15 protein-coding genes are annotated in these 13,561 nt (G+C 54.7%); 6 read left to right on the forward strand and 9 right to left on the reverse strand.

What is annotated here, in order from left to right:
• Positions 1-27: 27 nt before the first annotated feature.
• The 3 genes from purC to dapA all read right to left on the reverse strand — a co-directional run bounded on the left by purC (position 28) and on the right by dapA (position 2,816).
• Positions 28-741, reverse strand: coding sequence for a phosphoribosylaminoimidazolesuccinocarboxamide synthase (gene purC, locus E5C26_RS17990; protein WP_135317520.1), 714 nt, complete (start codon positions 739-741; stop codon positions 28-30).
• Between the two features lie 124 nt (positions 742-865).
• Positions 866-1,918 carry an outer membrane protein assembly factor BamC gene (gene bamC, locus E5C26_RS17995; protein WP_135317521.1) on the reverse strand — a complete coding sequence of 351 codons (1,053 nt, stop codon included), beginning with the start codon at positions 1,916-1,918 and terminating at the stop codon, positions 866-868.
• Between the two features lie 16 nt (positions 1,919-1,934).
• A complete protein-coding gene (dapA, locus tag E5C26_RS18000; protein ID WP_135317522.1) occupies positions 1,935-2,816 on the reverse strand; it encodes a 4-hydroxy-tetrahydrodipicolinate synthase in 882 nt (293 codons plus the stop codon).
• A gap of 110 nt (positions 2,817-2,926) precedes the next feature.
• Between dapA and E5C26_RS18005 the strand changes: the two genes are divergently transcribed.
• Both E5C26_RS18005 and bcp read left to right on the forward strand, forming a co-directional pair.
• Complete coding sequence (locus tag E5C26_RS18005) at positions 2,927-3,532, forward strand: glycine cleavage system transcriptional repressor (protein WP_206194290.1); 606 nt, start codon at positions 2,927-2,929, stop codon at positions 3,530-3,532.
• 2 nt (positions 3,533-3,534) lie between these two features.
• Positions 3,535-3,999, forward strand: coding sequence for a thioredoxin-dependent thiol peroxidase (gene bcp, locus E5C26_RS18010; RefSeq protein WP_135317523.1), 465 nt, complete (start codon positions 3,535-3,537; stop codon positions 3,997-3,999).
• A gap of 49 nt (positions 4,000-4,048) precedes the next feature.
• On the opposite strand, the gene E5C26_RS18015 is transcribed toward bcp, so the two are convergent.
• Positions 4,049-5,119, reverse strand: coding sequence for an AI-2E family transporter (locus E5C26_RS18015; RefSeq protein ID WP_135317524.1), 1,071 nt, complete (start codon positions 5,117-5,119; stop codon positions 4,049-4,051).
• A 172-nt stretch (positions 5,120-5,291) separates the two neighbouring features.
• Positions 5,292-5,909, reverse strand: a complete 618-nt coding sequence (locus E5C26_RS18020) for a LysE family translocator (protein ID WP_135317525.1) — start codon at positions 5,907-5,909, stop codon at positions 5,292-5,294.
• A gap of 194 nt (positions 5,910-6,103) precedes the next feature.
• On the opposite strand from E5C26_RS18020, the gene E5C26_RS18025 reads away from it, so the two are divergent.
• Complete coding sequence (locus tag E5C26_RS18025; RefSeq protein WP_135317526.1) at positions 6,104-6,565, forward strand: Lrp/AsnC family transcriptional regulator; 462 nt, start codon at positions 6,104-6,106, stop codon at positions 6,563-6,565.
• Between the two features lie 49 nt (positions 6,566-6,614).
• On the opposite strand, the gene E5C26_RS18030 is transcribed toward E5C26_RS18025, so the two are convergent.
• Together E5C26_RS18030 and E5C26_RS18035 are read right to left on the reverse strand one after the other, a co-directional pair.
• Positions 6,615-7,823 carry an NAD(P)/FAD-dependent oxidoreductase gene (locus E5C26_RS18030; protein WP_135317527.1) on the reverse strand — a complete coding sequence of 403 codons (1,209 nt, stop codon included), beginning with the start codon at positions 7,821-7,823 and terminating at the stop codon, positions 6,615-6,617.
• A 148-nt stretch (positions 7,824-7,971) separates the two neighbouring features.
• Positions 7,972-8,514, reverse strand: a complete 543-nt coding sequence (locus E5C26_RS18035) for an RrF2 family transcriptional regulator (protein ID WP_135317528.1) — start codon at positions 8,512-8,514, stop codon at positions 7,972-7,974.
• A gap of 348 nt (positions 8,515-8,862) precedes the next feature.
• Between E5C26_RS18035 and E5C26_RS18040 the strand changes: the two genes are divergently transcribed.
• Positions 8,863-10,332 carry a beta-barrel assembly-enhancing protease gene (locus tag E5C26_RS18040; RefSeq protein WP_099062589.1) on the forward strand — a complete coding sequence of 490 codons (1,470 nt, stop codon included), beginning with the start codon at positions 8,863-8,865 and terminating at the stop codon, positions 10,330-10,332.
• Positions 10,333-10,352: 20 nt separating this feature from the next.
• Entirely contained in the window at positions 10,353-10,706 is a 354-nt protein-coding gene (arsC, locus tag E5C26_RS18045; RefSeq protein WP_135317529.1) for an arsenate reductase (glutaredoxin), read from the forward strand.
• 51 nt (positions 10,707-10,757) lie between these two features.
• Here the strand turns inward: arsC and hda are convergent, their stop codons facing one another.
• Positions 10,758-11,459 carry a DnaA inactivator Hda gene (hda, locus tag E5C26_RS18050; protein ID WP_026142482.1) on the reverse strand — a complete coding sequence of 234 codons (702 nt, stop codon included), beginning with the start codon at positions 11,457-11,459 and terminating at the stop codon, positions 10,758-10,760.
• A 228-nt stretch (positions 11,460-11,687) separates the two neighbouring features.
• Here hda and E5C26_RS18055 point away from each other — a divergent pair, with 228 nt between their 5' ends.
• Positions 11,688-12,203: an E3 ubiquitin--protein ligase gene (locus E5C26_RS18055; protein ID WP_135317530.1), complete on the forward strand. Its 516-nt coding sequence runs from the start codon at positions 11,688-11,690 to the stop codon at positions 12,201-12,203.
• Positions 12,204-12,255: 52 nt separating this feature from the next.
• On the opposite strand, the gene uraA is transcribed toward E5C26_RS18055, so the two are convergent.
• On the reverse strand, positions 12,256-13,545 hold the full coding sequence (gene uraA / locus E5C26_RS18060) for a uracil permease (RefSeq protein WP_135317531.1): 1,290 nt from the start codon (positions 13,543-13,545) through the stop codon (positions 12,256-12,258).
• Positions 13,546-13,561: the final 16 nt, after the last annotated feature.

Here is a 13,561-nt window from a genome sequence, read left to right on the forward strand (position 1 = left end):
GAGAGACCCCGTATAGCAGGAAAACGCTTAGTCGAGTTTGACGCCGATGCGGCGAGCCACTTCTTCGTAGGCTTCGATCAGGCCACCCAGACTCTGGCGGAAACGGTCTTTGTCCATCTTGTCCAGGGTGTTTTTGTCCCACAGGCGGCTACCATCCGGCGAGAACTCATCGCCCAGCACCACTTCGCCGTTGAACAGGCCAAACTCCAGCTTGAAGTCGACCAGGATCAGGCCTGCGTCGTCAAACAGCTTGCTCAACACGTCGTTCGCCTGGTAGCTCAGCTCACGCATGCGTGCCAGGTGCTCTTTGTTCACCCAACCAAAGGTTTCGCAGTAGGATTCGTTGACCATGGGATCGTGCATTTCATCGTTTTTCAGGAACAGGTCAAACAGCGGTGGGTTCAGTACCAGGCCTTCTTCAATGCCCAGACGCTTCACCAGTGAACCGGCGGCACGGTTGCGGATCACACACTCTACCGGCACCATGTCCAACTTCTTCACCAGCACTTCGTTGTCTGACAGCAGGCGTTCCATTTGCGTCGGGATGCCGGCTTCTTCCAGTTTGCTCATGATGAAATGGTTGAACTTGTTGTTCACCATGCCTTTGCGATCAAACTGCTCAATGCGCTGACCATCCAGTGCTGACGTATCGTTGCGGAATTCCAACACCAACAGATCAGGATTTTCAGTGGTGTAGACGGTTTTTGCCTTTCCGCGATACAGCTCAGCTAGCTTTTGCATCTGACTTACTCCAATAAAAGAATTATTTAAAAACGCTGCAAGGATGATGGGTCTATTGTGCCAAACCCGCGACGCAAACGATACCGTATTAACAAAAGAAAAAGGGGCCGTAGCCCCTTTTCAGTTATTTAACGCTGGTTTTACTGAATGCTGACTGGAATGCCGCAACCAGGCCGTCGTTTTGCGACTGGGTTAATGGCTTCCCTTTAGGATCGATAAATTGCAGGCTGGTACGGTTGTTCAAATCACCCACCTGCAGTTTGTAATCGCCTTCTTTCAGCTCAGGATCCTTGACGCCCAACGCATCCCAGTCACTGCTGCTCAGGGATTTGTAGGTCACGGCAACGGTGCCCTGCGGACGGCTGCGGTCACCCACTTTCATCCCAAGTTTTTCCAATGCCGCTGGCAGGCGATCCCACACCACGGTGTAAGGACCACGCACTACCAACATTGGCAGACCGGTATCATCCGCGCCGCTCTGCACGTCAAGCGCACCGAAACGGTTGGCAGACTGATTGCTCGCCAGGGTGTCCTGCTTGTCCAGGCCTTCGACGAGGGTGTTCATCATCATGCCGTTGTAGCGCTGCACTTCGGATGGATCGGTCACCTGCTCGGTTTTACCCTGCTGCTGCAGACCGACGGTTTTCACCACCAGCGCCTGCTGGTAACCCTGCTGCTGTACGCTGATCTGGTAGCGGCCTTCGTACTGGTTGTCTTCATCCAGACGGTTCCACTTCACCCAGTCGGTGGTCAGAGTTTGAGTAGCGTCCTGACGTGAGGCGATTGCGATGTTCTTCGTTTGCAGCATGCTGGTAACGCGTGACCACAGGTTCTGGTTCTGCGGGCTGTTTTCCAACAGCAAAGTACCGCTGTCGCCAGCGTATTGCGCACGTGACCCGCTCAGCAATGCCAGTGGCTGTACTGGCGGACGAATATCCAGTTGCTTGCCGACGCCGCCCTTGAGCGTGGTGGCCGGGACATCATAATTACCGCTTTGTACCGGCAGGATCATACCTGCTGGTGCGTTCAGTGGCTTGAGCACCGACGCGTCGAGGTAAGACTCATCACCGCTAACCTGGCGTTTGTAACGTTGATCGGTAGTACAGCCCACCAGCATCATAACCAGTGAAATACCCACGACTTTTGCTACCGTCGACTTTTGCAATGAATAAACCATCAAATTTCCCTTAGAGTTACAGCAAACCGGCGCTTTTCAACGCGCGTTCAACGATCGGACGAGCAGCGTCGGTCAACGGCGTCATAGGCAGACGCATTGTATCGGTTGCCATCAATCCCAATGCCTTACAGGCCCATTTCACCGGAATTGGGTTTGCTTCTACAAACAAATCCTGATGCAACGGCATCAAGCGCTGATTTAAGCGGCGTGCTTCAGCAAAGTTGCCCTGTGCTGCCAGCGCGCAAAGTTGCGCCATTTCACGTGCAGCCACGTTGGCCGTCACGGAAATCACGCCCTTGCCACCCAGTTGCATGAAATCCAGACCGCTGGCGTCATCGCCGCTCAGCAAAATGAAATCTTCATCATCAACCAGCACTTGGATCTGACTTACACGACTTAAGTTCCCTGTTGCTTCTTTAACAGCAACAATATTCTTGATTTTTGCCAAGCGCGCAATCGTCGGCGGCAGCATGTCACACCCGGTGCGAGAAGGCACGTTATAGAGGATTTGTGGCAGTGCGGTGCTTTCGGCGATGGCCTTGAAGTGCTGATACAGCCCTTCCTGAGTCGGTTTATTGTAGTAAGGCGTGACCGTCAGGCAACCCACTACGCCGCTATTTTCGAAGCGCTGAGTCAACGAAATGGCTTCGGCGGTGGCGTTGGCGCCAGTACCGGCGATCACCGGAATACGGCCTGCGGCCAGTTCCAGCGTCTGCAATACCACGTCAACGTGCTCGTCATGGGCAAGCGTTGCGGACTCGCCGGTAGTCCCTACGGAAACGATGGCCGCAGTTCCACTGGCTACATGATAATCAATCAATTTTTTTAGGCTCGCGCGATCGACAGCACCTGTGTCGTCCATCGGCGTAACCAGTGCAACTATACTTCCCGTAAACATTGGCCGTCCCCTCCACAAACAAGTCACTCATGGTACTTTTGCTGCCTATCCAAAAGCAAGCAAACAACGGTGTTGTAAGCGCTTGGCAGGCGGTTTTTTTTATGTTTACCATGGTAACCCCATTGTGCACGACAGGAAGCTCCATTTTGCCTAAGCCAGATGAACACTATCTCGTGATTACCGCGCTCGGTACCGACCGCCCCGGGATCGTCAATGCCATCACCCGCCACGTCAGCAGTTGCGGATGCAATATCGAAGATAGCCGTCTGGCCATGCTGGGTGAGGAGTTCACTTTCATCATGCTGCTTTCCGGCAGCTGGAACGCCATTACCCTGATTGAATCTACCCTGCCGCAAAAAGGGGCGGAGCTGGAACTGCTGATTGTGATGAAGCGCACCAACTCGCACGAAAGGCCACCGATGCCGGCTACGGTGTGGGTGCAGGTTGAGGTGAAGGACTCCCCGCATATCATTGAGCGTTTTACCGATCTGTTCCACTCCAGCCAGATGAACATTGCCGAGCTGGTGTCGCGCACCCAACCGGCAGAAAGCGACCTGCCGCCCCAGCTTCATATCCAGATCACCGCACACAGCCCTGGCAATGCCGATGCATCAAATATTGAGCAAGCCTTTCATCGCCTATGTACAGAATTGAAAGCACAAGGCAGTATTAGCGTTGTGAACTATCCACAGCATGATGAGAAAGATGGAGAGTAGTGATGACCCCATTGAAAGCCGGTGACACAGCGCCAAACTTTAGTTTGCCTGACCAGGACGGTGAGGAAATTAATCTGGCCGACTTCCAGGGACAACGAGTACTGGTTTATTTTTATCCCAAGGCGATGACGCCGGGCTGTACCGTACAGGCCTGCGGTTTGCGGGATAACATGGATGAACTGAAAAAAGCAGGTGTCGAAGTTCTGGGCATCAGCACGGATAAACCAGAGAAGCTGTCGCGTTTTGCCGAGAAAGAGTTGTTAAACTTCACGTTGTTATCTGATGAGGATCATCAGGTAGCGCAGCAGTTCGGCGTTTGGGGTGAGAAAACCTTTATGGGCAAAACCTATGATGGTATTCACCGCATCAGCTTCCTGCTCGACGGCAAAGGCAAGGTTGAACATGTGTTTGATGATTTCAAAACCGCCAATCATCACGACATCGTTCTGAGCTATCTGCAGCAATAATTAAACCGAAGCGCAGCGACCTGATCCTGCTGCGCTTCGTTTTTCCCGCTTATTCCGCTTCCGTTTCCACTCGCAGTTCGTCCGGCCAGGCGTGGATCACCGCCTTCACCAAGGTCGCCAGCGGGATAGCGAAGAACACGCCCCAGAAACCCCACAATCCGCCGAAAATGATCACCGACAAAATAATCACCAGCGGATGCAGGTTAACCGCCTCAGAGAACAAAATGGGCACCAGCAGATTCCCATCCAGCCCCTGCACCACCAGATAGGCGACGATCAGCGTCCAGAAGTCAGCCCCGATACCCCATTGGAACATCGCCACCACCACCACCGGAATGGTCACCAGTACCGCACCGATATAGGGGATCAGCACCGAGACACCGACCAGCACCGCCAGCAGTAGCGAATAACGCATATCCAGAACAACGAACACCAGATAGGTCGCTACGCCGACGATCACCATCTCCAGCACCTTGCCGCGAATATAGTTGGTGATCTGCTGATTCATTTCGATCCACACCTGCCCGGCCAGCCCGCGATTACGCGGCAACACGCGGCGCACCGCGTTGAGCATCTGTTCTTTGTCCTTCAGCAGGAAGAACATCATCATCGGCACCAGGATCAGGTAAATCGCCAGCGTCAGCAGCCCGACCAGAGAGGCCAGTGAGAATTTCACTACCGACTCGCCCATACCCGACAGGCGTCCACGCAGGTTTTCCGCCATCATATCGATGATGCCGGCGTCCACCAGCGCCGGATAACGCTTCGGCAGCGTCGCGGCATAATTGTAGAACTGATTGAGCATACCCGGCAGATCGGTCATCAGGTTGATGCCCTGCTGCCAGGCGGTCGGCGCCACCACAAACACCAGCAGCATCGCGATGCCGGCAAACATGATCATCACCATGCTCGCCGCCCAGTTACGCGAACAACCAATGCGCTGCAGGCGCGCGGTCGGCCACTCCAGCAGGTACGCCAGCACTATCGCCACCAGCAGCGGGGTCAGAATGCCATGCAGAAAATAGAGGATGAGGAAGCCGGCAACCAGGATCACCAACAGCGCGATGGCCTGCGGATCGGTAAAACGACGACGGTACCACTGTAATAACATCTCCAGCATCAGAGAGTGCTCCTAGAGGTTTGACTGGCAGGCATTGCGTTGCGGTTCCTGTGGTGGGATATTTTTTAGCTTATTGCTCCCCCGATGCGAACCGGGGTTCAAGCGTATCGTTGTACCATGCCGGCCATTTGCCATCCAGCTATCACTGTCGAATCACTCTAAATATTCGCCCTCATTTGAGCGCCTGCTCAGCCAGCAGGGCAACGGCGATGAGGGTCATAGCAATACCGGAGATGCGGCTGACCACCCGCGCCGCCTGTGGGCGCGTCTGTAATACCGACTGCGAACCATAGCCCACCAGCAGATAAACCAGCCCACAACTGACCAGATGCAGCAGACCGAGTGCCAGGATCTGCGTCGGAATCGACCACAGGGCATGCGGATCGGTAAATTGTGGCAACAGGGCCAGAAATAACAGAAAGACCTTTGGATTCATACCACTGATGCAAACCCCTTTGCCCGCCCAGCGCATCCATGAATCTGAGCTCTGTTTCGCCGCAGCATCGGGAACCGGAGGATCCAACAGCAAATTGATACCGATCCACAGCAGATAGACTGCCCCCACGACGGTGAGCACCGTCAGGATCAGTGGGTTACCGGCAACCAACACGCCGACACCGGCCGCCACAATCACAATGGCCAGCAGGTGCCCCATCAACAGTCCGGCGACTGCCGGTACCACCACCCTGCCGCGTATGCCCGCCGATATCACGTATGCCCAATCCATGCCCGGCGTGATAACAAACAAAATAGAGACGGCCCAGAAGGCGGCAAAAATGGCCAGCGTCATGACAAATTGCTCCGCTGCCGAGGTTGCTCTGTTACGCGTATTTTCACCTGACTTTCCTCATCATAGGGGTCTGTAAACCGCGTTAAGCGCGATCGGCCCCGGCCACTTAATGATTGGAAAGAATATCTTTAGGGCGTTAAAATGTGTTGCCAATTACTTGCCTGAAAACTCCAAATTCGGGGAAATTTTTCTAAATGGACAAGATAGACCGCAAAATACTTGCTGAACTACAAACGGATGGGCGACTTTCTGTCACCGAACTGGCCGAACGTGTCGGGCTTAGCGTTTCGCCGTGCCATCGCCGGGTACGGGCTTTGGAAGAATCAGGGGTGATCAGGGGCTATCGCGCCCAGCTTGAGCCCACCAGCCTGGGGTATAACTTTTCCGCATTGGTTTTCGTCACCATGAGAGAAGGCGATCGCCACGCCGTGGCCGCCTTTGAGGATGCGATGGTCGATATTCCTCAGGTGGTGCAGGCACAAAGACTGTTCGGTGACCCCGATTATCTGCTGCATGTGATCTCCCGCGATCTGCCCGCTTTCCAGCAGCTGTACGACGAAAAGCTCTCCGCCCTGCCCGGCGTTCAGCGCCTCAGTTCTACACTGGTGATGAAAACCGTGGTGCCGGAGCGCTCCTTTTTACCGCTGGGGAAATAACAACGGGAGCGTCTCTGCTCCCGTTGGTGAGTTGTTGGTGAGTTAAGGCTTAAGGCACAATCACAAAATCTGGATTGGCGACGGCAAACAACGCATCGCGATCCGCTGCCGGTGGGTAAATCCACTGGGTGTTGATTTCCTGTTTGATCTTTTTGCCCTCTGCACGTGTGAATAGCACCTGGCGATCCCAACCTTCGGTGTAGAGCGCGCCCCAGGCACCGAGATCGAGGCAGGTCACGTACTTGGGTTGACTGTAAGGGTGCAGCGGCAGCCCCACCAGTTCCGCTGCGGCATTATGCCCGGCGACGCGCCCCAGGCTCATCGCATGTTGGCAGGTCATCAGGTTATGGTTGCCCAATTCGTCGCTCGCTGCCTTAACCGTATCCCCGGTAACGAAAACGCCAGCCGCCGCCGGCGCATGCAGGAAGGCGTCGCCAACGATGCGTCCGGAGCCATCACGCTCGCCCGGAATTTGCTCGACCAATGGATTTGCCCGTACACCGGCAGCCAATATCACCGTGTTGGCGGCAATACGCTCACCATTCGACAAAGTAACACTGTCGGCATCGATCGCCGTAACGCGCATCCCGGCCCGCGATTCAACACCACATTCTTCCAACGCCTGGCGGATCACGACGCCAGGTTCGGCACCCATACCCGCCCCCACTTCTGCCGCGGTATCGACAATCACCACGCGGATGTCCGCTTCACTGCCCAGAATCGCACGCAGGCGCGTTGGCATTTCGGACGCGCTTTCCAGCCCGGTGAGCCCGCCGCCAACCACAACTACAGTATTGCGCGCCGGGGTTTCCGGTTGTGTCGCCAATGCCTTTAAATGGGCATCCAGTCGTTGTGCGCTTTGCAACGTATCCACATTGAACCCGTGCTCGGCAAACCCGGCAACCGGAGGAATAAACAGCTGGCTACCGGTCGCCAACACCAGGCGGTCATAATCCAGTTGGTGCTTTTGCCCTGTAGCACCGGCAACAATCAGCGTCTGTTTCTCACTGTCTATCTGTTCAACCAAACCGGCCAGGTGACCAACGCCAATCGCGGCAAGCTGTGCCGAGATATCCGGACTCATGTTTTCCAGCAGCGCTTCATACAACCTTGGGCGAATGGTGACATTCGGTGTCGGCGAAACCATCGTCACTTCGATGTCCCCTTCCTTACCGGCCAACGCTATCGCTCGCATGGCAGAAACTGCAGCCCAAAAACCAGCAAAACCAGAACCGGCGATCACTATTTTTTGCGTCATGGAATAACTCCTTCCTACAGGTTTAATCAGATGCCTGTACTATTTTCCAGGCGAGTGGCGCCGTTCCGCCACCTGTCAAAAGGGTGCAGAAGGGCTACCGCCTGTGGCACACAGGCGGTAAAAAAGAATCAGAGAAACTGCTGAGACGTTATTTAGACTTGGTGCGGGCCGGTTTGCCGCTGCGGGTGGTACGCTCGCTCATGCGTTCATCCATCCACAGGTTGACCTCACCAAAGAATCCCTCTGGCGCCTTGCGCCCGAAACGCGTGGCGACGGCCCCCAGAGTTTGTACCGCCAGTGCATCGCGCATGGCCTTTTCGGCCTGCAGCATCACTGCATGGATCGCGCATTTGCCTGATACCGCCCAGTCTGGTGGGCTGTCGTCAAATACTGCGCAACGGCCGCGTACCTCCTGGCAATCGAACAACGGCTTGTGCCCTTCAATGGCATCAATGACCTCCAGGAAAGTGATCTCATCCGCCGGGCGGGCCAGCCGATAGCCACCGCGGATGCCTTCGCTCGCGGCGACAATCCCCGCTTTCTCCAGCTTGGGAAAGATTTTGGCAAGGAAACTCGGTGAGATCCCCTGCAGTTCGGCAAGTTCACGGCTGCTGAGCGCGCGCTGATTGTCGCCGACTAACCAAAGCAGACAGTGGATGCCATATTCAACGCTGGTAGTGATGTAAGCCATATTGGGTTTGAGGTGTATCTATGAATTCAATAACACAGACTATATGAGTCCACGTTTATTCTGTCAATTTAAAACGCGGACAAACTTTGTCTTTGTTTTATCTGGCAACCCCAATCGCAATATTGAGAAATGAAAAATAAAGCTTTTCTGTCTGATTATTGCCGAACAGAAGTTTCATTGTCGCTTCCGGCTGACTATGATGTTAACGACCAACAGAGCGCCACAACGCGTGCATTTTGTGAGCCAATACGCTTTCGCACTGATTGTTTTGGCAAGTCCGTTAGGGAACAAGAACTCTTAAGTGATGCTGACGTCTTAGAAATGACTCTTTAAGGGAAAGGCCTGACTATGACCACCCGGTTAACCAAAACAGCGATTGCAGTACTGTTGCTTGGCACACTCAACGCCACGGCAATGGCGCCGGTGCAGGCGGAAACTCAGGATCAACTGCCGGATATGGGCACCTCTGCGGGCGGCACCCTAAGCATTGGCCAGGAAATGGCCATGGGGGATTTCTACGTGCGTCAGCTTCGCGCCAGCGCACCGCTGATCAATGACCCGTTGCTGACTCAATATATTAACCAGTTGGGCAACCGGCTGGTGGCAAGCGCCTATTCGGTACGTACGCCCTTCCATTTCTATCTGGTGCGTAACGACGAAATCAACGCCTTCGCCTTCTTCGGTGGCAACGTGGTGCTGCACTCCGCACTGTTCCGCGAAACTGACAACGAAAGCCAGCTGGCTTCGGTGCTGGCGCATGAAATCTCGCACGTGACCCAGCGCCACCTGGCGCGGGCGATGGAAGACCAACAACGTAATGCCCCGCTGACCTGGGTCGGCGCCCTCGGTTCAATCCTGCTGGCGATGGCTAACCCAACGATGGGCATGGCGGCGCTAAGCGGCACCCTGGCCGGTACCCAACAGGGCATGATCAGTTTTACCCAATCAAACGAACAGGAAGCCGACCGCATCGGTATTCAGGTATTGCAACGTGCCGGATTTGATCCGGAAGCCATGCCTGATTTCTTGCAGAAACTGTCTGATCAGTCGCGCTACGCGTCAAAACCGCCGGAAATGCTGCTGACCCACCCATTACCTGACAGCCGTTTGTCTGACGCACGCAACCGCGCCAATCAGATGCCCAAGCATCTGGTGCAGTCCACCCAGGATTACCTGATGGCCAAAGTGCGTTCTCTGGGGATGTACAGCTCCGAAGGTTACGGGCTACGCGAAGAACTGCTTGATACCTACAGCAAAGGCAATATACGTGAACAGACCGCCGCCAAGTATGGCCGTGCCATTCTGTTCTATGAGGCGAAAAAATATGACGACGCCCGTAACATCATTCAGCCGCTGCTGACGCAAGATCCAAAAAACGTCTGGCTGCTCGACCTGATGACCGACATCGACCTTGGCCAGAAACGTGCGCCGCAGGCCATCGCCCGCCTGCAGGCCGCCAATGCTGCCCAAAGCAACAATCCGGTGCTGCAGCTTAACCTGGCTAACGCCTATGTTGAAGGCAACCAGCCGGCTCAGGCATCCAAAATTCTTAACCGTTATACCTTCGCCCACCCTGACGATCCCAATGCCTGGGATCTGCTGGCCCAGGCCAGCGCCGCTCAAGGGTTGCGCGATGAAGAGCTTTCCGCCCGTGCTGAAAGCCTGGCGTTAACCGGCCGTCTCGATCAGGCCATCGGTTTGCTCAGCAATGCCAGTTCGTTGCAAAAACTCGGCAGTCTGAAACAGGCGCGCTATGATGCGCGCATCGACCAGTTGCGCCAGTTGCAAGAGCGTTTCCGCCAGTACCAGCGCAGCTGATTTTGAAAAGGATGAGTTAAATGAAAAACGTCACTATTTACCACAACCCACGCTGCTCCAAGAGCCGCGAAACCCTGGCGCTGCTGGAACAGCATGGCGTAACGCCTGAAGTGGTGCTGTACCTGGAGACGCCACCGTCGGTGGAGCAGTTGAAAAAACTGCTGAAGGAGCTGGGTTTCACCTCGGCGCGCGAGCTGATGCGCAAGAAAGAAGATCTGTACAAGGAATTGAAGCTGGCGGATGAAAGCCTGAGCGAAGCCCAGTTGTTAACCGCCATGGTGGCGAATCCGAAGCTGATCGAACGCCCTATCGTGGTTAACGGCAACAAGGCACGTATCGGCCGACCGCCTGAGCAGGTGCTGGAGATTCTGTAAACGTGATAGTGGGCACTGATTATGGTGCCCCAAATGATAGAAATGAACCGCTTACAGCCCCAGGATCTCTTTCACAAACGGGATGGTCAGCTTGCGCTGGGCGGTGATGGAGGCATGATCAAGTTGATCCAACGTCATAAACAGCGTGCGCATTTCGCGATCCAACCGCTTCAACAGGAAACGCCCCACGTCCTCCGGCAATTCAAAACCACGCAGCTTGCCGCGTAGTTGCAGCGCCAGCAATTTCTCTTCATCCGACAGCGGCTGTAATTTGTAGATTTGCCCCCAATCCAGGCGTGAAGCCAGATCGGGCAAATGGAGATTTAATTGGCGCGGCGGACGATCGCCGGTAATAAACAGGCGTGTACGGCCGGTTTCCAGAATGCGGTTGTAGAGATTGAAGATGGCCATTTCCCACTCTTCGTCACCGGCAATGCATTCGATATTATCGATACACACCAGGGCCAGCTGCTCCATGCCATCCAATACTTCAGGCACGAAATAGGCTCGCTTATCCAGTGGCACATAGCCTACGGCCTCGCCACGCAATGAAAGCTCCGCGCAGGACGCATGCAACAGGTGGCTGCGCCCACCGCCTTCGCGTGACCAGAAATAGATATAACTGCCATGTTCCTGACGAACGGCAGACTGGATCGCGCTCAATAGGGATGGGTTCTCCCCCGGATAAAAACTGGCAAAAGTTTCATCATCGGGAAGATAAAGTGGCAGTGAAAGCTGTGCCGGCGTATTCAGAAAAGCACCTCAACCAAAACTGGCAGGAAAACGCGGTCAGTCTACCACAGAAAATAGGTGCTGTTGAACCGGCAGGATTTTATGCCGCAATAGTGAGCAAAAGCGCCATGAGAAGCCAAATGCCTCACGGACAGAGTGGGTGAAATTTGTCTTTTATCCAAGACTTATCCTAGTATAGAAAGGCGAAACGCAATCACCATAAACAAGGTTTCTACAAGGATATAGACGATGAAAGTATGGAATAAAGTGCTTTTGGCCTCACTCATTGGGCTAGTGCTTGCCGGCTGTGATGACTCATCCAAGGTCGACGCCAATCTTGAAAAAGCCAAAGACAGCGCAGAGCAGATGAAAGATGCCGCCCAGAAAAAAGCGGACGATCTGACCGACAAAGCCGCAGCTGTGGCCAAGGACATCAAGAAAGAGGCTACCACTCAGGCGGACCAGCTTAAAGACAAGGCCTCGGCGATTAAAGACGATGCCGGCAAGCAGGCGGATGCCATCACCAATGATGCCAAAGCCAAGGCCGATGCCATCAAAGAAGACGCCAGCAAACAAAGCCAGCAGTTGGTCGATCAGGCTAAAGCCATTAAGAACGACGCCATTAATGGTGCCAACGACCTGACCGAACAAGCCAAAGCGAAAACCGAAGCGATTAAAAACAGCGCAGAGAATAAAGCGGAAGAATTAAAAAGTGATGTCGATGCCGCAGGGACCAACAATACCCAGCCGACAACACAACAATAATGAGTGGATAGCAAACAAACGGGCAGCTCATGGGCTGCCCGTTTTTCATTCATTATTTCTGTTCAGCGGGTTCATCCGGCTCTTCGAGAACGACCTCTTCCTTGCGGTACAGGCTGATCACCTTAAACAGCAAGCTGAGACCGATGCCAACAATGGTCGCCAACGCCATGCCTTTCAGCTCGGCAGCACCGATATGCACCTTGGCACCGCTGACGCCGATAATCAGGATCACCGACGTCAGGATCAGGTTCTGCGCCTTGTTGTAATCCACCTTGGATTCAATCAGCACGCGAATACCGGACGCACCGATCACCCCGTACAGCAACAGGGATACGCCGCCCATAACCGGCACCGGCACCGCCTGAATGGCCGCCGCCAACTTGCCAACGCAGGACAGCAGGATCGCCAGAACCGCCGCGCCACCAATCACCCAGGTGCTGTAAACCTTGGTGATTGCCATCACGCCGATATTCTCACCGTAGGTGGTGTTGGGCGTTGAGCCGAAGAAACCGGAGATCACCGTCGAGATGCCGTTGGCAAACATGGAACGGTGCAAACCAGGGTCACGCAGCAAATCTTTTTTCACGATATTGGCCGTCACCACCAGATGACCGACGTGCTCGGCGATCACCACCAGTGCCGCGGGCAGAATGGTGAAGATGGCAAACCATTCAAAACGTGGCGTGTAGAAAGTCGGCAACGCAAACCAGTGCGCTTCACGGATCGGGGTTAAATCCACCACGCCCATAAAGAACGACAGCGCATAGCCCACCAACACGCCAATCAATATCGGGATTATTGCCAGAAAACCGCGAAACAGCACCGAACCGAGGATCGTCACGCCCAGCGTCACCAGCGAAATGGTTATGGTCGTGGTATCCGCGCTAACGCCGTCGGCCGGCAGCAGGCCCGCCATATTGGCCGCCACACCCGCCAATTCCAGACCTATAACCGCGACAATCGCCCCCATCGCCGCCGGCGGGAATATCACGTCCAGCCAGCCGGTTCCGGCTTTTTTGACCAGCAGCCCTACCAGGCAGAACAGCACCCCACACATGATGAAACCACCCAACGCCACTTCATAACCCAATGGCAGCAGCAACAGTACCGGAGAGATAAAGGCAAAGCTGGAACCGAGATAGGCCGGGATCTTGCCCTTGCAGATAAACAGATACAGCAGCGTGCCGATGCCGTTAAACAGCAACACCGTCGCCGGGTTGATCTTGAACAGGATAGGCACCAGCACGGTAGCACCAAACATGGCGAACAGATGCTGGAAGCTGAGCGGAATGGTCTGCAGTAGCGGCGGGCGTTCACTGACGCCGATGACGCGACGAGTCATGGGGTTTTTCCTCTAA

Origin of the sequence: Serratia proteamaculans (genome assembly GCF_004684015.1) — a bacterium.
Lineage (GTDB): Bacteria > Pseudomonadota > Gammaproteobacteria > Enterobacterales > Enterobacteriaceae > Serratia > Serratia proteamaculans_F.